Source organism: Bradyrhizobium sp. SZCCHNR1043 (assembly GCF_032489675.1).
Classification (GTDB): Bacteria; Pseudomonadota; Alphaproteobacteria; order Rhizobiales; family Xanthobacteraceae; genus Bradyrhizobium.
On record NZ_JAUEYN010000021.1, the window covers coordinates 1 to 20,611 of the forward strand.

The 20,611-nt window shown below is 65.2% G+C and carries 20 protein-coding genes; 12 read left to right on the forward strand and 8 right to left on the reverse strand.

Features of this window, described 5'->3' with window-relative positions; translation table 11 throughout:
* Nucleotides 1–720: 720 nt before the first annotated feature.
* The 4 genes from thrC (at nt 721) to QX039_RS30490 (ending at nt 4,887) form a co-directional block, all read left to right on the forward strand.
* Entirely contained in the window at nt 721–2,136 is a 1,416-nt protein-coding gene (gene thrC, locus QX039_RS30475) for a threonine synthase (RefSeq protein WP_315735899.1), read from the forward strand.
* Nucleotides 2,136–3,425, forward strand: a complete 1,290-nt coding sequence (locus QX039_RS30480; RefSeq protein WP_315735902.1) for a pitrilysin family protein — start codon at nt 2,136–2,138, stop codon at nt 3,423–3,425. Before thrC ends, QX039_RS30480 begins: the two co-directional genes overlap by 1 nt.
* 114 nt (nt 3,426–3,539) lie before the next feature.
* Nucleotides 3,540–4,127, forward strand: a complete 588-nt coding sequence (locus QX039_RS30485; protein ID WP_315735904.1) for a GNAT family protein — start codon at nt 3,540–3,542, stop codon at nt 4,125–4,127.
* 142 nt (nt 4,128–4,269) lie between these two features.
* The gene (locus QX039_RS30490) at nt 4,270–4,887 is read left to right on the forward strand and encodes a hypothetical protein (protein ID WP_315737009.1); all 618 of its coding nucleotides are present in this window, start codon (nt 4,270–4,272) and stop codon (nt 4,885–4,887) included.
* Nucleotides 4,888–5,009: 122 nt separating this feature from the next.
* Here the strand turns inward: QX039_RS30490 and QX039_RS30495 are convergent, their stop codons facing one another.
* The 5 genes from QX039_RS30495 to QX039_RS30515 form a co-directional block, all read right to left on the reverse strand.
* Nucleotides 5,010–5,501: an ATP F0F1 synthase subunit B gene (locus QX039_RS30495; RefSeq protein ID WP_315735906.1), complete on the reverse strand. Its 492-nt coding sequence runs from the start codon at nt 5,499–5,501 to the stop codon at nt 5,010–5,012.
* Complete coding sequence (locus QX039_RS30500; RefSeq protein WP_315735908.1) at nt 5,501–6,076, reverse strand: F0F1 ATP synthase subunit B'; 576 nt, start codon at nt 6,074–6,076, stop codon at nt 5,501–5,503. Before QX039_RS30500 ends, QX039_RS30495 begins: the two co-directional genes overlap by 1 nt.
* Nucleotides 6,077–6,104: 28 nt before the next feature.
* Nucleotides 6,105–6,332 (reverse strand): F0F1 ATP synthase subunit C, encoded by a 228-nt coding sequence (locus QX039_RS30505; RefSeq protein WP_006615622.1) that lies wholly within the window; start codon nt 6,330–6,332, stop codon nt 6,105–6,107.
* A 40-nt stretch (nt 6,333–6,372) separates the two neighbouring features.
* Nucleotides 6,373–7,116 carry a F0F1 ATP synthase subunit A gene (locus tag QX039_RS30510; protein ID WP_315735910.1) on the reverse strand — a complete coding sequence of 248 codons (744 nt, stop codon included), beginning with the start codon at nt 7,114–7,116 and terminating at the stop codon, nt 6,373–6,375.
* 73 nt (nt 7,117–7,189) lie between these two features.
* Nucleotides 7,190–7,567, reverse strand: coding sequence for an AtpZ/AtpI family protein (locus tag QX039_RS30515; RefSeq protein ID WP_315735912.1), 378 nt, complete (start codon nt 7,565–7,567; stop codon nt 7,190–7,192).
* A 286-nt stretch (nt 7,568–7,853) separates the two neighbouring features.
* On the opposite strand from QX039_RS30515, the gene QX039_RS30520 reads away from it, so the two are divergent.
* The 3 genes from QX039_RS30520 to QX039_RS30530 all read left to right on the forward strand — a co-directional run bounded on the left by QX039_RS30520 (nt 7,854) and on the right by QX039_RS30530 (nt 9,638).
* Nucleotides 7,854–8,477, forward strand: a complete 624-nt coding sequence (locus tag QX039_RS30520) for a 2-hydroxychromene-2-carboxylate isomerase (RefSeq protein ID WP_315735914.1) — start codon at nt 7,854–7,856, stop codon at nt 8,475–8,477.
* 102 nt (nt 8,478–8,579) lie between these two features.
* Nucleotides 8,580–9,146: a hypothetical protein gene (locus tag QX039_RS30525; protein WP_315773769.1), complete on the forward strand. Its 567-nt coding sequence runs from the start codon at nt 8,580–8,582 to the stop codon at nt 9,144–9,146.
* A 24-nt stretch (nt 9,147–9,170) separates the two neighbouring features.
* Nucleotides 9,171–9,638 carry a secondary thiamine-phosphate synthase enzyme YjbQ gene (locus QX039_RS30530; protein ID WP_315773770.1) on the forward strand — a complete coding sequence of 156 codons (468 nt, stop codon included), beginning with the start codon at nt 9,171–9,173 and terminating at the stop codon, nt 9,636–9,638.
* A 108-nt stretch (nt 9,639–9,746) separates the two neighbouring features.
* On the opposite strand, the gene QX039_RS30535 is transcribed toward QX039_RS30530, so the two are convergent.
* A complete protein-coding gene (locus QX039_RS30535; protein WP_315735921.1) occupies nt 9,747–11,417 on the reverse strand; it encodes an MFS transporter in 1,671 nt (556 codons plus the stop codon).
* Between the two features lie 352 nt (nt 11,418–11,769).
* On the opposite strand from QX039_RS30535, the gene QX039_RS30540 reads away from it, so the two are divergent.
* Nucleotides 11,770–12,444 (forward strand): response regulator, encoded by a 675-nt coding sequence (locus QX039_RS30540; RefSeq protein WP_008961908.1) that lies wholly within the window; start codon nt 11,770–11,772, stop codon nt 12,442–12,444.
* Nucleotides 12,445–12,823: 379 nt separating this feature from the next.
* On the opposite strand, the gene QX039_RS30545 is transcribed toward QX039_RS30540, so the two are convergent.
* Nucleotides 12,824–14,200, reverse strand: coding sequence for an IS30 family transposase (locus tag QX039_RS30545; protein WP_315715219.1), 1,377 nt, complete (start codon nt 14,198–14,200; stop codon nt 12,824–12,826).
* Between the two features lie 427 nt (nt 14,201–14,627).
* On the opposite strand from QX039_RS30545, the gene QX039_RS30550 reads away from it, so the two are divergent.
* The 4 genes from QX039_RS30550 to QX039_RS30565 all read left to right on the forward strand — a co-directional run bounded on the left by QX039_RS30550 (nt 14,628) and on the right by QX039_RS30565 (nt 16,593).
* Nucleotides 14,628–15,209, forward strand: coding sequence for an Imm21 family immunity protein (locus tag QX039_RS30550; protein WP_315735925.1), 582 nt, complete (start codon nt 14,628–14,630; stop codon nt 15,207–15,209).
* A gap of 155 nt (nt 15,210–15,364) precedes the next feature.
* Complete coding sequence (locus QX039_RS30555) at nt 15,365–15,724, forward strand: hypothetical protein (RefSeq protein WP_315735927.1); 360 nt, start codon at nt 15,365–15,367, stop codon at nt 15,722–15,724.
* A 98-nt stretch (nt 15,725–15,822) separates the two neighbouring features.
* Complete coding sequence (rpiB, locus tag QX039_RS30560) at nt 15,823–16,278, forward strand: ribose 5-phosphate isomerase B (protein WP_315737011.1); 456 nt, start codon at nt 15,823–15,825, stop codon at nt 16,276–16,278.
* Nucleotides 16,279–16,431: 153 nt separating this feature from the next.
* A complete protein-coding gene (locus QX039_RS30565) occupies nt 16,432–16,593 on the forward strand; it encodes a hypothetical protein (protein WP_315735929.1) in 162 nt (53 codons plus the stop codon).
* A 60-nt stretch (nt 16,594–16,653) separates the two neighbouring features.
* Here the strand turns inward: QX039_RS30565 and QX039_RS30570 are convergent, their stop codons facing one another.
* Nucleotides 16,654–20,172 carry a PAS domain-containing hybrid sensor histidine kinase/response regulator gene (locus tag QX039_RS30570; RefSeq protein WP_315735932.1) on the reverse strand — a complete coding sequence of 1,173 codons (3,519 nt, stop codon included), beginning with the start codon at nt 20,170–20,172 and terminating at the stop codon, nt 16,654–16,656.
* Between the last annotated feature and the right edge of the window lie 439 nt (nt 20,173–20,611).

Genomic DNA, 20,611 nt, shown 5'->3' on the forward strand with positions numbered 1-20,611 from the left:
TGGTTCGGAAATCCAATCCTAACCCTTCTTGACCACCCGCCGCCCCATAGGATCTGTGGTTCCTGCCCCGTGCATTCTTGTTCGCACGGGGGCCGCGGGTGCCAGCCGGCATCCGGTCTTCCCTGCGCCCTCCGATTCGGAGGGAGGTATGCTTGCAAAGCTCGGGCGCTCATCGCGCCGCGAGAACGCTTCTCCACGCACCGCCGTCATTCCGGGGCGCCCGCAGGGCGAGCCCGGAATCCATACTCCTGGTCGTGGTTATGGATTCCGGGCTCGCGCTCCGCGCGCCCCGGAATGACGAGGTGGAGAGATCGTGCCGATATCCCATAGTTCGTTCGCGTGCTCGAAGTGCCCGGCCGGAAGCCACATCCACCGCCGTCATCCCCGCGAAGGCGGGGATCCGGGACGCCGCGGCGGTGCGGTCGACCGCGGCCGCCGCGGCGTACGGGATCGCCCGGTTGAACCGGAGATGAAAGCGGTGGGGCGGATGGTCCGCTGGACCGGCCCGGGTCAGCCGTTGCGACCCAAGTCTCGTAACCGATGCCCCGTGACCCACCGTAACGCCGCCGTAACCCGCAGCCGCGACCATTGCTGTGCCAACAACCGGTTTCGCGCACGGGCCAAAACCATTATGGTGCCGGACCATGTTGCCGCCAGGCGGTTCCGATTTCGAATTCAATCAACGGGTTATGGCCTGGTGACGCAGGTCAGGAGAGCGGTTTGACGCGCTATGTTTCGACCCGCGGGGAAGCCCCCGCGCTCACCTTCTGCGATGTGATGCTGACCGGGCTCGCCCGCGACGGCGGCCTGTACGTGCCCGAGACCTGGCCGCAGCTGACGCCCGCGACGATCGCCTCGTTCTTCGGCCGGCCCTATTGGGAGGTCGCGGTCGAGGTCATCAAGCCGTTCGTCGCCGGCGAGATTTCCGACGAAGAGCTCGGCCGCATGGCCAACGAGGCCTATGCGACCTTCCGCCACCCCGCCGTGGTGCCGCTCGACCAGAGCGCAGCGCACCAGTTCGTGCTGGAGCTGTTCCACGGCCCGACCTTGGCGTTCAAGGACGTGGCGATGCAGCTGATCTCGCGGCTGATGGACCACGTGCTGGCCAAGCGTGGCGAGCGCACCACCATTGTCGTGGCGACATCAGGCGATACCGGTGGCGCGGCGGTCGAGGCTTTCGCCGGCCGCGACTATGCCGATCTGATCGTGCTGTTCCCGCATGGCCGCATCTCCGAGGTGCAGCGGCGGATGATGACGACGTCGGGTGCGGCCAACGTGCATGCGCTGGCGATCGAAGGTCATTTCGACGACTGCCAGGCGATCGTGAAGGGCCTGTTCAACCATCACGGCTTCCGCGATTCGGTCAGGCTGTCGGGCGTCAACTCGATCAACTGGGCGCGCGTCGTCGCCCAGGTGGTCTACTACTTCACCTCGGCGGTCGCGATCGGCGCGCCCCACCGCGCCGTCGACTTCACCGTGCCCACCGGCAATTTCGGCGACGTCTTCGCCGGCTATGTCGCCAAGCGCATGGGCCTGCCGGTGCGCACGTTGCGCGTCGCGACCAACGTCAACGACATCCTCGCCCGGACGCTGACGACCGGCATCTACGAGGTGCGCGAGGTGCATGCGACGGCTTCGCCCTCGATGGACATCCAGGTGTCGTCGAATTTCGAGCGGCTGCTGTTCGAAGCCGGCGGCCGCGATGCCGGTACCGTGCGGCGGCTGATGGACAGCCTCAAGCAGTCCGGCCGCTTCGTGCTGCCCGATGCCATGCTGGCGGCGATCCGCGCCGATTTCGATGCCGGCCGCGCCGACGAAACCGAGACCGCGGCGGCGATCCGTGCCGCCTTCCGCGAGGCCGGCGATCTCGTCGATCCGCACACCGCCGTGGCGCTGGCCGTAGCCGATCGCGACGGCACGGATCTGTCGGTGCCGAATATCGTTCTGTCGACCGCCCATCCCGCCAAATTCCCCGATGCGGTCGAGGCCGCCTGCGGGATGCGGCCGCACCTGCCGGTGTGGCTCGAAGGGCTGATGAGCAAGCGCGAGGACATCAGGATCATGCGGAACGACCAGGCCGAGGTGGAGAAGTTCATCCGCTCAGTCAGCCGGGCCGCCAAGCAGGGAATTGCATGATGGGTGTGGAAGTCACCAAGCTGCCGACGGGGTTGACGGTCGTCACCGACACGATGCCGCATCTGGAGACGGCGGCGCTCGGGGTCTGGGCCGGCGTCGGCGGTCGCGACGAGAAGCCGGACGAGCACGGCATCTCGCACCTCCTCGAGCACATGGCGTTCAAGGGCACGACGACGCGCAGCGCCCGCGAGATCGTCGAGACGGTCGAGGCGGTCGGCGGCGATCTCAATGCCGGCACCTCGACCGAGACCACGGCCTATTACGCCCGCGTGCTGAAGGCGGACGTGCCGATGGCGCTCGATGTGCTCTCGGACATTCTGGCCAATCCGTCGTTCGTGCCGGAGGAGCTGGAGCGCGAGAAGAACGTGATCGTGCAGGAGATCGGCGCGGCACAGGACACGCCCGATGACGTCGTGTTCGAGCATCTCAACGAGCTGTGCTTTCCGGACCAGCCGATGGGCCGCTCGCTGCTCGGCACCGCCAAGACGCTGGAGGCGTTCGATCGCGACAAGCTGCACGGCTATCTGTCGACGCATTATCGCGGACCCGACATGGTGGTCGCGGCGGCCGGCGCCGTCGATCATCAGCGGGTGGTCGAGGATGTGACGAAGCGATTTGCCAGCTTCAATGGCGGCCCGGCGCCGAAGCCGCTGCCGGCGACATTCGGCAAGGGCGGCTCACGCGTCGTGCACCGCGATCTCGAGCAGGCGCATCTGACGCTCGCGCTCGAGGGCGTGCCGCAGGCCGATCCGTCGCTGTTCTCGCTGCAGGTGTTCACCAACATCCTGGGCGGCGGCATGTCGTCCCGGCTGTTCCAGGAGGTGCGCGAGAACCGGGGGCTCTGCTACTCCGTCTACACGTTCCACGCGCCCTATAGCGACACCGGCTTCTTCGGCCTCTACACCGGGACAGATCCGGCTGACGCGCCCGAGATGATGGAGGTCGTGGTCGACATCATCGGCAATGCGGTGGAGACCTTGAGCGAGGCCGAGGTCGCCCGCGCCAAGGCGCAGATGAAGGCCGGGCTGCTGATGGCGCTGGAGAGCTGCAGTGCCCGTGCCGAGCAATTGGCGCGGCATATCCTGGCCTATGGACGGCCGCAGACCTTGCAGGAGATGGTCGCCAAGATCGAGGCGGTCAGCGTCGAGAGCACGCGCGATGCGGCGCGGGCGCTGCTCGCACGCAGCAAGCCGGCCGTCGTCGCGCTCGGCACCGGCAGGGGTCTGGACACAGCGGTAACTTTCGCCGAAGGTCTGACCGGTTCGAGATCGAAGGCCCAACTGCACTGAACGTGGTGCGGCTCGGTGCGGTCTTCGCATTGAATTCCGCCAGGACTCGGCGCCGGAGATCTGGGGTGGGTCGGAGCAGGCTTCGACCCGGAAAGAGCAGGGGGAGCATCACAGATGGCCCTGTTTCGCTTGCCATCCAACGGACCGGCTGCGCTGGCTCCGCGCGGCCAGGGCCTGCTGCTGCGCGCGCCGCAGATGGCCGATTACGCGCAATGGGCGCGGCTGCGCGAGATCAGCCGCGACTATCTCACGCCCTGGGAGCCGATCTGGCCGTCCGACGACCTGACGCGCTCCGGCTTCCGCCGCCGGCTGCGCCGCTATGCCGAGGATATCTCGGCCGACCGCTCCTATCCGTTCATCCTCTTCCGTGAGCAGGACGGCGCCATGCTCGGCGGCATCACGCTCGCCAATGTCCGCCGCGGCATCGTCCAGGCCGGCACCATCGGCTACTGGATGGGGCAGCCGTTCGCGCATCATGGCTACATGACGGCGGCGCTGCGGCTGCTGCTGCCGACCTTGTTCGGCGAGCTCAATCTGCACCGGGTCGAGGCGGCCTGCATCCCGACCAATACGCCGTCGATTCGCGTGCTGGAGAAATGCGGCTTCACCCGCGAGGGCCTGGCGCGTCGCTACCTGTGCATCAACGGGGTCTGGCAGGACCATTACCTCTATGGCCTGTTGCACGAGGATTTCCGGGGGTAGCAATCGTGATCGGGATGGCCGCGGGAGAGGCCGATCGGGGCTGGTTCCGGCCTCTGAATTGGGTATAGACGCCTGGGCTGGGCGACCGAGTTGCCGGGGATATCAGACGATGCGAGAGACGAGCGTGATCAGGGTTGGGACGTTGGCAGCCGTGCTGCTGGCCTTGGGAGCCGCGGGCGCGGCGCCGCCGGCGGCCGCCCAATCGCTGACCGACCGCTTCAAGAGCCTGTTCGGCGGCGGCTCCGACAACAAGGGACAGGAGAACTTGCCGGCCGGCGGCGGACCGCAGGCCGATCCGACCGAGGGCCTGACCTGTCCGCCGGTCAGCATTCGCGCCGGCGCCTCGACCTACGCCGTGGCCGCGCCCGGCAAGCAGGCGGTCGGCAATGACGTCCGGTTCCAGGCGTCGATCACGAAGACCGCGCGCGAATGCAATCTCAACGGGGCCGAAATCATCGCCAAGATCGGCATCCAGGGGCGCATCGTTGCCGGACCGGCGGGCGCGCCGGCGAGCGTCGACATTCCCATGCGCATCGCCGTGGTCCAGGGCGGCATCGGCGAGAAGGTGATCGCGACCAAGTCGTATCGCACCACGGTGCAGATGACCGAGGACGGCAGCGTGCCGTTCACGATCGTCGCCGAGGACATGGTCTATCCGGTCCCGCCGCCCGGCGCCAATGCCGACAATTACGTCTTCTACATCGGCTTCGACCCGCAGGCCCTGACCCCGGAGCGGCCGCACGGCAAGAAGCGGAGGTGAGGCGGGTGAACGACGGCGAGGCCGCGCTCGGCATGTCCGGGGCCGATGGCCTTCAACGCAAAAGGCCGGCGCGATGAAATCGCCCCGGCCTTTTGAAGATTCTGGATCAGATGGACTGCCGCTCAGTTCAGCTTGCGGCCGACTTCCGCGATGCCTTTGGCCACGAGGTCTTCGCCAAGAGCGCCCTTGACCGACTGCGACAGCACGGTCGCGGCGGCCTGGACGGCGGCATCCGCCGCAGCGGACCTGACGTCGGCGAGAGCCTGGGCCTCGGCGAGGGCGATCTTGCTCTCGGCGGCCTTGGTGCGACGGGCGACGAAGTCTTCCATCTTGGCCTTGGCCTCCGCCGCGATGCGCTCGGCTTCCGCCTTGGCGCTGGTGATGATCTCCTCGGCCTCACGTTCGGCACTGGCGCGGCGGGTCTTGTAGTCGGCGAGCACTTTGGCCGCCTCTTCCTTGAGCCGCTTGGCCTCCGCCAGCTCGTTCCTGATGCGCTCGGAGCGATTGTCGAGCGCCTTCAGGACCGTGCGGTGGACACCGAGATAGGCGAACAGGCCCATCAGGATCACGAAGGCAATCGCAACCCAGGTTTCCGGATCAGCAAGCAAATGCATCAGGCTGTTCCCTTCAACGATGCATCGACCGCAGCCTCGACCGTCTTGGCCGCAGGGGCCTTGCCGGTGAGCTGCTTCACGATCGCGCTGGCTGCGTCTGCGGCGATGCCGCGGACATTGCTCATTGCGGTCGTGCGGGTGGTGGCGATGGACTTCTCAGCCGCCGCGAGCTTGGATGCGAGGCTGTCTTCCAGCGCCTTGCGCTCGGCGTCCGAAGAAGCCGCGAGCTTCTCGCGGGTCTCGGCTCCGATCGCCTGGGCACGGGCACGAGCCGTCGCCAGCTCGCTTTCATACGCCTTCATCGCGGCTTCGGATTCATCCTTCAGCCGCTGCGCTTCAGCCAGATCGCCGTCGATCGACTTCTGGCGGGCGTCGATGACGGCCCCGACCTTCGGCAGCGCCACACGCGAGACGATCACGTACAGCGCCACGAAGGCGATCACCAGGGAGACGATCTGGGAGGGAAAGGTTTCCTTCTGGAAGGGAGGGAAACCATGCCCGCCATCGGCCTCAGTATGGGCGCTTGCGGTGCCCTTGGCCTCGCCGCCCTTGGCCTCGCCATGACTTTCAGCCACGGGCTTCTCCTGTCCGGCTCAGGCCGTCTTAGACGGCGTACAGCAGGAGCAGCGCGATCAGCAGCGAGAAGATGCCGAGCGCTTCGGTCACCGCGAAGCCGAAAATCAGGTTGCCGAACTGGCCCTGGGCAGCCGACGGATTGCGCAGAGCGGCCGACAGATAGTTGCCGAAGATGATGCCGATGCCGGCACCCGCGCCACCCATGCCGATGCAGGCAATGCCCGCGCCAATGTACTTCGCTGCAACCGGATCCATGAAACGAACTCCTTTGAGGGGTTTGGTAGAGAGGGCCGGATCAGTGGCCCGGATGGATAGCATCGTTGAGATAGATGCAGGTGAGGATCGTGAAGACGTAGGCCTGGAGGAACGCGACCATCAGCTCGAGGCCGGTCAGCGCGACCGTCAGGCCGAGCGGCAGCAGCGCGCCGACCTTGCCGACGAAGCCGAGCGCGCCGAGCATGGTCACGAAGCTCGCGAACACCTTCAGCGTGACGTGGCCGGCCAGCATGTTGGCGAACAGACGGACGCTGTGCGAGATCGGGCGGGAGAAGAAGGAGATGATTTCGATCACGACCACCAGCGGCAGGATCACCGCGGGGATGCCGGACGGCACGAACAGCTTAAAGAACTTCAGGCCGTTCTTGTAGAAGCCGTAGATGATGACCGTCAGGAACACCAAGAGCGCCAGCGAGAAGGTGACGATGATGTGGCTGGAGACGGTGAAGGTGTAGGGGATGATGCCGACGATGTTCGAGACGAAGATGAACATGAACAGCGAGAACACCAGCGGGAAGAACGTCATGCCGTGCGAGCCGGCGCTGGTTCTGATGGTGTTGGCGACGAATTCGTAGGACAGCTCGACCACCGACTGGAACCGGCCCGGCACGAGCGCGCGCCCGGCGGCCATCATCATGACGGCGATGAGCACGACCGCGAGCAGCATGTACGCGGACGAGTTGGTGAAGGTGATCTCCTGATTGCCGATGTGGCCGATCGTGAAGATCTTGTTGAGATGGAACTGGTGGATCGGATCGATCATCCGCGTGGCGTCTCAGTTGTTCACCGGCCACGCCGGCGCTTTGCAATTCACTCGACGATCTTCCGCGCTGATCTCACTGGCGGGGCCTGTCGGGAGCTATGCCTGCGGATCTCACCACGTTCAACACGCCGGCGGCAAAGCCGAGCAGGAAAAACACGATGAATCCGAAGGGCGATGTCGACAGCAAGCGGTCGAAGCCCCAGCCAAGCAACGCACCGACGAGGACACCGGCGATCAACTCGGACGACAGTCGCAGGCCACGCGCCATGGCCGAAGCCCGGGCTGCAGTGTCACCGCTGCCGTTTCCAGGTTGATCAGCCCCGATCTTTCGGCCGTCGCGAATTTCGGACAACCGTTGGTCGAGACTTCCGAGCCTTGCGGAAAGCGCAACCTCATCGGGCGACTTGTCGCGATCCTTGTGTCCGCTGCTCTCGTTCGTGTCATCCGCCATGTGCCATCCGCCACGTGTGGAGACCCGACCCGGTGCCGCGAGTTTCAGGAATTAGCGCCCCATCGCCCTTTAAAGCCGCGCGGACCATACTGACCGCATCCCCCCAAGTCAAGATTGCGTGTTGAACTGTTAGATGCCTGAATTTACACGTTTTCTCGGCTTTTTCGTCAGATCGGTCGCGCGTGTCACCGCGCCGCATCAACAGTGTTGTGTGCGGCTGCGATCTTGCACCCGTCAGGACCCTCTGATCAGCTCTCGCTGAGCTCCAACCAACACGGGAACCCGCATGGCGCGCCAGATCGACTACTATTTCTCGCTGCAGTCGCCATGGGCCTATATCGGCCACCGGCTGTTCCGCGACATCGCCGCGAGCCATGGGGCGACTGTCAACCTCAAGCCGGTCATGCTGGTGGATCTGTTCGCCGAGACCGGCGGGCTTCCACTGGCCAAGCGCCATCCGGCGCGGCAGCGCTATCGCATCGTCGAGCTGAAGCGGTGGCGCGACAAGCGCGGTCTTGATTTCCACATCCAGCCGAACAACTGGCCCTTCAACGCCCGGCTCGCCGACGGCGTCGTCATCGCGGCGCAGCAGGCCGGCCTCGATCCGGAGCCCTATCTGCAGCGCGCCTTCCCGGCCATCTGGGAGCAGCAGCTCAATCTTGCGGATGCCGAGGTGATCGCCGGCTTGGCCGATGCAGCCGGACTGCCGGGCCGCGATCTCGTGACGCAGGCGGCGACGGACATGGTCGGGGCGGCCTACGAGCAGAACCGGCAGGACGCGATCGCGGCCGACGTGTTCGGCTCGCCGGCCTATGTGCTGGACGGCGAGATCTTCTGGGGGCAGGACCGGCTCGAGCTGCTGGCGGACGCGTTGAAATCCGGTCGCTCCGCCTATACGTCCGAAACATAGGTGCGGCCTGTGGCAGGGGATCGCACCTGGGGCAACGTCATGGCCGCGACACAATGTCGGCGTGCATGGCGGCGGTTGCGAATGCGCCTGGGAGAGCCAGCCATGAGTCTCACGAAGCCCTACCGGCCGCCCCTCCTCGCGCTGTTGGCGTTGAGCTGCCTGGGCGGAGAGGCGTTTGCGATCGAGGACACCGCGCCTGACGGCGACAAGGGACGCTACACGATGTCGACGACATCGGATGGCGTGATCCGGCTCGATACGAGGACCGGTGCGGTCTCGATGTGCAACAACAGCGGTGGGTCGGGCTTCGCCTGTTACGCGGTGCCCGATGAGCGCGCCGCGCTGGATGCCGAGATCGGCCGTCTGCAGGCGGAGAATGAAAAGCTCAAGGGCCAGCTCGCGTCGCGCGACCAGAGCATCTCCGGCAAGATCGATGAGCCGCTGCCGAAAGATCAGGCGCTGCCCAAATCCGATCAGTTGAAGAAAGTCGAACCCAAGACGGGGGACAAGCCCGGTGAATCGAAATCCTCCGATGCAACGCGCAAGCTCGAGATCCCGCTGCCCAGCGACCAGGACATGGATCGCATGATGGGGTTCCTCGAACAGGCTTGGCGCCGGCTGCTCGACATGGCGACGCGGGTGCAGAAGGACGTCTCGGGCAGGATCTGAGACCGCTTCGAGGAGGCTGAACGCATGCCAGCCAGATCGATGTCGCGCAGCGCGCCCTCGGCGAGCGTCATCAATACGATCGTAACCTCGACTCTGACCGTACAGACTTCGGGCCGCGGCTTCACCGATCTCACGCGCGAGGTCGAGGCGTTCCTGCGTGAAGTATCCGCCAGGGAAGGCGCGGTGACCCTGTTCATTCGCCACACCTCGGCGTCGCTGACGATCCAGGAGAATGCCGATCCCACCGTGCTGCACGATCTCGCCACGGTGCTGGCGCGGCTGGCGCCGGAGAATGCCGGTTGGGTGCACGACACCGAGGGACCCGACGACATGCCGGCGCACGTCAAGACCATGTTGAGCGCGGTCTCGCAGCAGGTGCCGGTGCAGGACGGCCGCATGATGCTCGGCACATGGCAGGCGCTCTATCTGATCGAGCATCGCGCGCGTCCGCATCGGCGCGAGGTGGTGCTGCAGTTCATCGGCGCGGCCTGAGGCCATAAAAGAGAAAATCCCTGGCGCAAAAAGCGGAACGGCCGCGGAGTGATCCGCGGCCGTTCGTCGTTGGAAGCAGATGCGAGCGGGGTGCCGCTCGCCTCGTGATCAATCGGCCTGGATGTCGACGTCCTTGGTCTCCGGCAGGAAGATGAAGCCGACGACCGCGGTGATCACGGCGAACGTGATCGGGTACCACAGGCCGGCATAGATATCGCCGGTCGAGGCCACGATTGCGAAGGCGGTGGCGGGCAGCAGGCCGCCGAACCAGCCGTTGCCGATGTGGTAGGGCAGCGACATCGAGGTGTAGCGGATCTTGGTCGGGAACAGCTCGACCAGCATCGCTGCGATCGGGCCGTAGACCATGGTGACGAAGATCACCAGAATCAGCAGCAGGCCGATGATCGCCGCGACCTGCGGACGGAAGATGTCGAACGGATGCGCCATCTTCACGATCGTCGGGTTGCCGGCCTTCGGATAGCCGGCCTCGCCGATCGCCGCCGTCAGCGCCGGGTTGCTGGTCTTGGCGTCGGTGTAGGGCACTTCCTTGCCGTTGAAGGTAACCTTCACGCCGGAGCCGGCCGGACCGTACACGGTCGAGTACTTGACCGAGGACTGGGCCAGGAAGGCGCGGGCGGTGTCGCAAGGCGCGGTGAAGACGCGGGTGCCGACCGGGTTGAACAGGTCGCCGCAGCCGGCGGGATCGGCCACCACTTCCACCTTCGTCGCCTCGATCGCCTTCTCCAGCGCCGGGTTGGCGTTGGTGGTGATCATCTTGAAGATCGGGAAGAAGGTCAGCGCCGCGATGAGGCAGCCGCCCATGATGATCGGCTTGCGGCCGATCTTGTCGGACAGCATGCCGAACACGACGAAGAAGCCGGTGCCGAGCAGCAGCGACCAGGCGATCAGCAGGTTGGCGGTGTAGCCGTCGACCTTCAGGATCGATTGCAGGAAGAACAGCGCGTAGAACTGGCCGGTATACCAGACCACGCCCTGGCCCATGGTGGCGCCGATCAGGGCCAGCAGCACGATCTTGGCGTTGCCCCAGTTCGCGAACGCTTCCGTCAGCGGCGCCTTCGAGCTCTTGCCCTCGTCCTTCATCTTCTGGAACACGGGCGACTCGTTGAGGCGCAGACGGATCCAGACGGAGACGCCGAGCAGCAGCACGGACACCAGGAACGGAACGCGCCAGCCCCATTTGGCGAAGTCGGCCTCGCCGATGATGGTGCGGGTGAACAGGATCACCAGCAGCGACAGGAACAGGCCCATCGTCGCCGTGGTCTGGATGAAGGAGGTGTAGTAGCCGCGCTTGCCCATCGGCGCATGCTCGGCGACGTAGGTGGCCGCACCGCCATACTCACCGCCGAGCGCGAGGCCCTGCAGCAGGCGCAGACCGATCAGGATCACCGGTGCGGCGAAGCCGATGGTCTCGGCGTTCGGCAGGATGCCGACGATGAAGGTCGACAGACCCATGATCAGGATCGTGACCAGGAAGGTGTATTTGCGGCCGACGATATCGCCGATGCGGCCGAACACGATGGCGCCGAACGGGCGGACCAGGAAGCCGGCGGCGAAGGCCAGCAGCGCGAAGATGTCGCGGGTGGCCGGCGGGTAGGCGCTGAAGAACTGCGCGCCGATGATCGAGGCCAGCGATCCGTAGAGATAGAAGTCGTACCACTCGAACACGGTGCCGAGAGAGGAAGCCAGAATGACGAAGCGTTCGTCCTTCGTCATGCCTCCCGATCTCGCTTGTGTGGCTACCATTGTCGACATCGGCATTCGCTCCCCATGATTGTTGTGATGATGGCTTTCGCCTCCGCATGCCGGACTTGGACGGCGCAGGTCGCGGAGACCTTGGCCTTCAGTAACATTGCAGTGAAACCCGCCCCAATACGACTTTCGGCTCTGCCCTCTGCGGCGCGCGGGAAAGATGGGGACATTGCGGCGGATCAAGTTCGGTGAGCGGCCGTCGCGTTACCGATGTTGCGTTGCACAAGGTTCGGATTAACCGCCTTCCCTGCAAGTGGAATTGGACGCTTGCATGCAACCGGTGGCCGGGCGAGTATTTCCGGAAAACCGGGCGCGTGCAGTTGCAGCATGTCGTCGGTCTCGCAAGGTCAAGTCTGGATTCATGGCGGCTGCCAGCACCCATCTCGTCATTGCCGATGATCACCCGCTGTTCCGCAACGCTTTGCGGCAGGCGGTCGCGAGCGTGCTCGCGGAGGCCGTGGTCGACGAGGCCGGTTCGTTCGAGGACCTCACCGCACTGCTGGAAAAGGATTCCGAGGTCGATCTCGTACTTCTCGACCTCACCATGCCCGGCATCTCCGGCTTCTCGGGCCTGATCTATCTGCGCGCGCAATATCCGGCGATCCCGGTGGTCATCGTGTCGGCGAGCGACGACGGCGCGACGATCCGCCGCTCGCTCGATTTCGGCGCGTCCGGCTTCATCCCGAAACGGTTCGGCGTCGATACGCTGCGTGATGCCATCAAGAAGGTGATGGACGGCGACGTCTGGGTGCCGCCCGACACCGACCTCGCCGCCGGGGCCGATCCGGAGATGACGAAGCTGCGCGACCGGCTGGTCACCTTGACCCCGCAACAGGTGCGCGTGCTGATGATGCTGTCGCAGGGCCTCCTCAACAAGCAGATCGCCTACGAGCTCGGCGTCTCCGAGGCGACCATCAAGGCGCATGTCTCGGCCATCCTGCAGAAGCTCGGTGTCGAGAGCCGGACCCAGGCTGTGATCGCCGCCGCGAAGATCGCGGGCAGCGCCTGGCGGCAGGATACGCCGACGGGGAAGTAGGCGACGGGAAAATCTGGATGAGTCGTCATTCCGGGATGGTCCGAAGGACGGGGCCCGGGATCTCGAGATTCCGGGTTCGGCTCTGCGAGCCGCCCCGGAATGACGATACCCCGCAGCAGTCTGCCGGAGGCGCCATTGGCCGGCGCTTGATGCCGTCTTGCAGTGTATGTGGACAGCGTCCATTCCGCACGCCTTCTGCTTCACTCGCGACACGCCTTCACGGCCTCGCGGCGCACAGCGCGTCCGAGCTTTGCCAATCATCGGCCCTCTTGAAGACAGAGGGCGCAGGGAAGGCCGGGCGCTGGCCGCGCCCGTGGCCCGCCTGCAGAAAAAAAGCAGGCGGCAGTCACCACAGGTCTGGCCGAAACACCCGGCGGGCTCAAGCGGTGGTCGCAACACCCAGTGTTTTCATTCGTGACAGCAGCTCGTCAAGCGCCTCTGCTGGAGTTTTCCATCCTAGCGTCTTTCTCGGTCGGGAATTGAGCGCTGCGGCCACGGCGGCGATCTCGTCAGCATCGTAGACGCTCAGATCGGTACCTTTCGGGAAGTACTGCCGCAGCAGGCCATTCGTGTTCTCGTTCGTGCCACGTTGCCAGGGGCTTCTTGGATCGCAGAAGTAGATCTGAAGGTCTGTATCGATCTTGAGGTCACTGTGTTGAGCCATTTCGGTCCCCTGATCCCAGGTTAGCGAGCGGCGGAGTTCTTTGGGCAAGGTGACGATGGTGCGCGTGATCGCATCGCGTACCGCTTCAGCTCCGTGTCCGGAGAGCGCAGGCCCATCCTTCGTACGTGGGCCGTCGTCAAACCCCGGCAACCGTGGAAGGTGCAGGAGCATTGTAAACCGCGTGCTGCGTTCGACCAGCGTGCCGATTGCCGAGCTGGCGGAGCCGACGATCAGATCTCCTTCCCAATGTCCCGGCACAGCTCGATCCGCGACTTCGGCCGGACGCTCACTGATCATGATCTCCGGCGATATGAAGCCTTTGCTGCGCTTCCGCGTACGCGCTCGGGGCACGCGCAGCGCACGTCCCGTTCGCAAACAGGACGACAACTCGCGTTTCAGCGCTCCTCGGCCCTGAACAAAAAGCGCCTGGTAAATGGCTTCGTGGCTGATGCGCATCGCCTCGTCATCCGGGAAGTCGATCGGCAAGCGCCGGGCAATCTGCTCGGGACTCCACGCTTTCGTCCACCCCTGATCCTGGCTAGAGCCCGCACGACCGGCCTTCCGCCGAACGCCGCCTGGAGGCGCGACAAACCCTGCAAGCCGCTCTTCAACATAAGCGCGCAAGGCGGCGTTGCTTGCAAGCTTGCTCGGCTTAGGACGCCGGGCCGATCGATCTGCATGCCACTGGGCGGCCGTCGCCCGATAGGCCATCTTGCCGCCGTGCGTGGCTGCATTGCGATCGAGTTCACGGGAGATGGTCGAGGGAGACCGATTGAGGCGCCGTGCTATCTCTCGTACAGAATGGCGCTGCGCATTCAGCAGCGCAATCTCTTCGCGCTCAGAAAAGGAGAGGTGCCGTCCGGAGAGCGGCTTCGCTGAAGGTCGGAACATTGCCGGTGCCACGCCGCCCGCTTTTCGAAATAATCGGGGGCCGACAGCATCCGATAATCCAGCAGCCAGCGCAGCATTCTCGCTGTTCAATCCAGCGGCAATCCCACGCCAAAATTTCTGCTGTTCCGCACGCCCCGCAACTGGTGGGCGCCCCAATGATCCCAGCTTGCCCCGCGTTGACCGTTTCTTTCGAATGCCCATCGCAACCTCCTCATCGAGTGTTGCGACGACCAATTGAATCCACCCCCGGCCTTCCCTGCGCGATGGCTTTAACGGCTGCTCCGCGCTCTCCTCGGGGACCGGCTTTCTTGCCCCCGTCATCCGCAACACCGTCGTCACGGATTTGGCATCAGCAACGGGATGCCAGGACCACACGGCTTGACCGTGCGCGCCGGATCGTTCGTCGGCATGCCAAAGCACGCTGCGACCCGACGCGCCCACCGCATCCCGCGCCCCACGTTCGTGACGATCGCGAAGCGCCCCTCATGGCGGGCACGGGATGGCGCGACTCGTAGCATGATTTCTGGAAAAAAGAAACTCAATTCGCGGGGGGGGGGCCTCGTTTCGGCTCGAATAGCTGCCGAGCTTTGTTGGTCCAAGAGTAGACGCATCTGCTATCATTAGCCGCATGTCACGCACCCGCACCTGGATTGAAACGACCCGTGGCCCTCACGTGCTGATCCCCGCTGAGCAACTGTCGCGTTGGCGGGGCATCGAGGGATGGAGTAGCCATGAAGACCCTGAAGATCAGAGCGACTATGCGCGTGCGTGCAGGGTGACGGGCTGGCTGGGATCGATCGTCTGCGGGAATGGTGCGGCCGTCATCTTGTCCGGAGATGCCGGTGATGTGGCGTGGTACGCCGATGATCGCGAAGACCGAGGGGTTCTCGTTCAATGGATTGGGGTCGACGATGAGCGACTGATTGAGCCTGCATTGAGGGCGCCGCAACTGCGGGCCGACCTCGATGGCCCGGACGCTGAGCGACTCGAATTCGAGACGGGGGCGTCCGGGGTCATGTATCTGATCGATTCAGCCGATCGAGGTGACGATCTGCGCAGCCATCATCTGACACTGGCGTTGCGGCCAGGGCGCTATCTCGCGAGAGCAGCGTATCAACACTCTACCGGGCTGGCGATTGTCGTTCGCGAGATCGGCTGGATCAGCCGATTGCCGACCGCTGGGAGACAGGCGGCTGCCCCAGACAGTTGATCGGCCGTTGAAGAGGATGTTATATGCCCACCCCAGAGTGGAGCAGCTCGATGTTCGCAATGCCCCGCCGGATCTTGGTCGCCTCGTTGATTACGATATCGCTTGCGCATGTCTCGCCTGGGTCCGCTTGCTCTTCCCTCTCTCGGAAGCCGCTCGTGACCGAGGAGGAATTGTTTTCGCAAGCCTCCGCGGTCCTCGTCGCACACCTCACGTCGGTCCAGGAGATTGCCGCGCCAGACGATATGAAGGGGGCCTACAAGCAGATCATCGAAGCTTCGGCCCAAGCGATCGAGGTGATCAAAGGAAAGCCGCCGGACGACGAAAAGGTCAGGAGCGCGCCATTTGCATACGGCAATTGCACGCTCCCTCTCCTGGCGGGGGCTGATTACATCTTCTTTCTGCAGGATCGAGATCCGTACATCACCTTCCTGACCGGATCTGCAGGGCCCATCCTGAACCGCAACGGGAGCGAGGTGCGCGAGAGGCTCGACAAGCTGAGGTCGCTGGCAAAATAATGCGGGGGAAGAGATTTGCCGATTGATCTCGGATCCAGTGCGTCGAGTACCTAATCCGACTCATTCGAGCCGCGAACCTGCTCCGGAACGAGGAAAGCCTGCTCCATGACAGCCACAGCCGCGTCGTCCTCTCCAGCGACCACGCTGCCATCCCCTTGCGACAAGCCATTGCGGCTCATCTCTCGCTGAAAGGCTGGGTGGTGGTCGATATCGGGCTGACGACGCCGGAGAGCACGCATTATCCGAAGCATGGCGAAGCGGCCGCGCGTCGCGTCGCCTCCGGCGATTGCCGGTTGGGCATCATCCTGCGCGGCACCGGCCAGGGCATTATGATGGCTGCCAACAAGGTCAAGGGCATCCGTTGCGGCGTCTGCGCAGACACCTTCTCGGCGCGGATGATCCGCCAGCACAACGACGCCAACATGCTGTCGATCGGTGCGCGCGTGGTCGGCGAGGGGCTGGCGCTCGATATCGTCGACGCGTTCCTAACTGCGGATTTCGAGGGCGGCCGGCATGTGACGCGGGTGGACATGATCACCGCACTGGAGGCGTAGTGCCGTCGCTTGAATGCGAACGGACCAGCAATTGCGACAGCCAAAGGGCGGGTCCAGGTGCGCCGCGCTGCTGCGGGTCAGCGTTCCCGCCTTGGTGAACCTTTCAGCCCTTCGTCTTGACCTATTTTGAGCGGGGGGAGGTAGAGGTCGCACATGACTGCCATGGCCAGGGCTCTTTCGAGGGCTTTTTCCGAGTCATCGGATGGTGCAAAGGACGAGTTGCTCAGACATCTGGTGCTGTTCTTCGCTGCTTTATTTTTCGTATGGATACTGACCCAGACCTACGGGCTGGATTTGAGCCTCGCCTTTTTCTGATTCCTTTGTTCGCCAGTCGGGGCTGCCTCTTTTTCGGGTGAGCAGCCGCGCCTTTGCGAACTACTCCGCCGCCACCATCTGCTGGATCCGCCACTGTCCCAACAACGCCCGCAGCGACGCCGGCTTGAGCGGCTTGTTGAGCACGGCGATGTTGTCGTCGCGGGCGGCGGCGCGGACGTGGGGGCTGCGGTCGGCGGTGATCAGGATCGCGGGCAGCGCCTCATTGAAGCGGCGGCGGATGTCGCGGATGGCGGCGATGCCGTTGCCGCGGTCGAGGTGATAGTCGACGAGCAGGCCGGTGACGGCGCCGTCGCGTGCCGCGATCGCCTCCACCGCGGACTCCGGATCGGGGACGGCGATCACCTCGGCGTCCCACGCCGTCAGCAGGGTCTTCATGCCGTCGAGGATCGCGGGATCGTTCTCGATGCAGACGATCAGGGCGCCCGCGATCGGCGTCGTTGCCAGCGGGGTCGCGGTGGTGACGGCGGCGGTGTGGTTGATCGCCTTGGCGATCGGCACCGTCACTGAGAACACCGAGCCGCGGCCGGGCCGCGAGTCCAGCGCAATGCCGTGATTGAGCACACGCGCGATGCGCTCGACGATCGACAGCCCCAAGCCGAGGCCGCGCGCGATCCGCGCGCCCTGCTCGAGGCGGTGGAATTCCTTGAAGATCTCGCCGCGCTTGACCGGGGGGATGCCGACGCCGGTGTCGTAGACGCCGATCTGCAGCGACTGGCCGTGGCGGCGGCAGCCGACCAGCACGCGCCCCTTGGGCGTGTACTTGATGGCGTTGGAGATGAAGTTCTGCAGCAGCCGGCGCAGCAGCAGGCGGTCGGATTCGACCGGCAGCGACGACGGCACGAACACCAGCTCCAGACCCTTGGCGCGCGCGGCCGGCGCGAACTCGATCTCCAGCGAGCGCATCAGGTCGGCCATCTTGAAGCTCGAGATCGAGGGCGTCATCGCGCCGGCGTCGAGCCGGGAGATGTCGAGCAACGCGCCGAGAATCTCCTCGATCGCCTCGAGCGAGTCGTCGATGTTCTCGACCAGGCGCGAATCCTCGCCCGCCGTCTGCCGCTCGACCAGGCTCGTCACGTAGAGCCGCGCCGCGTTCAGCGGCTGCAGAATGTCGTGGCTGGCGGCGGCGAGGAAGCGCGTCTTGGAGATGTTGGCGTCCTCGGCGGCGCTCTTGGCCAGCGCCAACTCCGAGTTCAGCCTTGTCAGCTCCTCGGTGCGGTCGCGCACGCGCTTCTCCAAGGTCGCATTGGCGCGCTCCAGCGCTTCGGCGGCCTCAAACGAGGGCGTCACGTCGGTAAAGGTGATGACGAGGCCGCCATCCGGCATGCGGTTGGTGCGGACCTCGATCACCATGTGGCGGTCGGCGAGGCGTTCCAGATAAGGCTCGCCCTCGGTGGTGTAGGCGGCGAGTCGGCGCGCCAGCAGCGCCTCGCTGTCCTCATAGGTCGGCGCGCCGATCGTGCCCATGAATTCGAGGATTTCCTTCAACGGGCTGCCGATCTGCACCAGATCCGGCGGCAGCCCGAGCAGGTCGACGAACTGGCCGTTGGAGCAGATCAGTTGCAGGTCGGCGTCGAACACCGCGATGCCCTGGCGCACGTGGTTGAGCGCGGTCTGCAGGATCTCGCGGTTGAAATGCAGCGCGGCATGGGAATCGTCGAGCAGCTTCAAGGCGGCCTTGGCCGACACCGTGCGCTTGCGCAACAGCAGCGACATCACGAGGCGCGACGACGCCGCGCCAATCGAGGAGGCGATCAGGTGCTCGGCATGGCGCAGCAGCTCGAAATCGGCCGGCGCGGCCGGATCGAGCGGGAGGTTGCGCTGGGCGGCGAACGCCTCGAACGAGGCGCGGGCGCGGTCGGGACCGAGATATTGGCCGACCGTGCTCTGGATGTCCTGCACCGTCACGGTCGAGCGCCAGCGCCGGAAGCTCGGCGCACTCGGCGTCAGCTCGGCCGGTACGAAGATGTCGGCCTGCAAGAGCTCGATCGACGACGGCTGCCGCGCCAGCGACAGCACGATGTAGGTCAACAGATTGAGCGACAGGCTCCACAGCACGCCATGCAGCAGCGGCGGCAGATCGGTGCCGAGCAGCGCCTGCGGCCTGAGTGCCTCCAGCCCGAACGGGCCGTGCTGGAGAAACAGGATGCCCGCGGTCGAGGTGTCCAGGAAGCTCGGGATGAAGAGCGTGTAGAGCCAGACGGCGAAGCCGACCAGCATGCCGCCCATGGCGCCGCGCGCGGTCGCGCGCCGCCAGAACAGACCGCCGAAGAAGCTCGGCGCGAGCTGGGCGATGGCGGCGAACGACAGCAGACCGATCGCGGCGAGCTGGGTGTTGCCGAGCGCGCGGTAGTAGAAATAGGCCATCACCATGATGGCGAAGATCGCGATGCGGCGGGTGCCGAGCAGGAAGCCCGCGAAGTCGCGGCCGATCTCGCGCTGCTCCTGACGCTGCAGCACCAGCGGCACGACGATGTCGTTGCACACCATGATCGACAGCGCCACGCATTCGACGATGACCATCGCGGTCGCCGCCGACAATCCGCCGACGAAGACGAGGATCGACAGCCATTGCGAATTGGCCTCGATCGGCAGCGCCAGCACATACATGTCGCTGTCGACGGCGCCGAACGGGAAGGTGACGAGGCCGGCGAGCGCGATCGGAATCACGAACAGATTGATCGCGACCAGATAGAGCGGGAACAGCCAGCGCGCGCGCGACACCTCGGCGTCGTCGGCGTTCTCGACCACGCTGACATGGAACTGGCGCGGCAGCAGCATTGCGGCGCAGAACGACAGCAGGGTCATGGTGAGGAAATTGCCGATGCCCGGCACATATTCCAGCGCGCGCTCGGCCTCCGGCGATTTCATCGCGCGCTCGATCAGCTCGACCGGCGAGAACATCCAGAAGGTGACGAAGGCGCCGGCGGCGATGAAGGCGACGAGCTTGATGATCGACTCGGTCGCGACCGCCAGCATCAGGCCATGCTGATGCTCGGTGGCGTCGGTCTGTCGCGTGCCGAACAGCACCGCGAAGACGGCCATCGCGAGCGTGACCATCAGCGCCATGTCGCCGACGATCGGGATGTGGGCGAAGGCGCGGTCGTCGATCAGGATGGTCTGCAGCGACGAGGCGACGGCCTTGAGCTGCAGCGCGATGTAGGGCACCGAGCCGATGATCGCGATCAGCGCCACCGTTGCTGCGACCGCCTGGCTCTTGCCGTAGCGGGCGCCGATCAGGTCGGCCACGGACGTGATGTTCTGCGACTTGGCGAGCTGGATCACCCGGCGCAGCAGCGGCGTGCAGGCGCCGACCATCAGGATCGGCCCGAGATAGATCGCGAGGAAGTCGACGCTGGTGCGCGAGGCGAAGCCGACCGAGCCGAAGAAGGTCCAGGAGGTGCAGTAGATCGCCAGCGACAGCGGGTAGATCAGCCCAGCCAGCCGGCCACGGCTTTCCGCCGGCCGCCGCTCTCCGGCCCGGTTGCCGCGGCTGGCGACCAGGAACAGGAAGCCGATGTAGCCGAACGCGGCTGCGATCACGCCCCAGTCATGCAGCATGGCCTTCGCGAACTCCTCGATCGCTGCGCCCCGTGAATTGGCTGCGAACTTAGCGCTTTGCGAGAGGCGGGGCGATAGGGATGTGGCGAGGGACGCAGGGAACGAGGAGGCGTCGTTAAGGGCGGCGCGATGTATCGCTTCGACGGCGGCGGTCCGTTCCATATCCAGACGGATCGGTGGAGTCGTGACGATCTGAGCCCGTGTCTCGCGGCGTGGCCGGTCAGCTCCCCTCCCCCTTGCGGGGAGGGGTTGGGGGTGGGGGGCCCCGGGCACTGAATTGAATTAGACGCGCGCCTCGGCCTTATCGTCAGCAGCTGGACTCTTCGCTCCTTTAGAGAGCTCAGGCTGTCTCATGGAGAGCGGGACTCGTGGACCCCCACCCCCGACCCCTCCCCGCAAGGGGGAGGGGAGCGCAGTGGCGCGTGAGGTGATCGCGTAG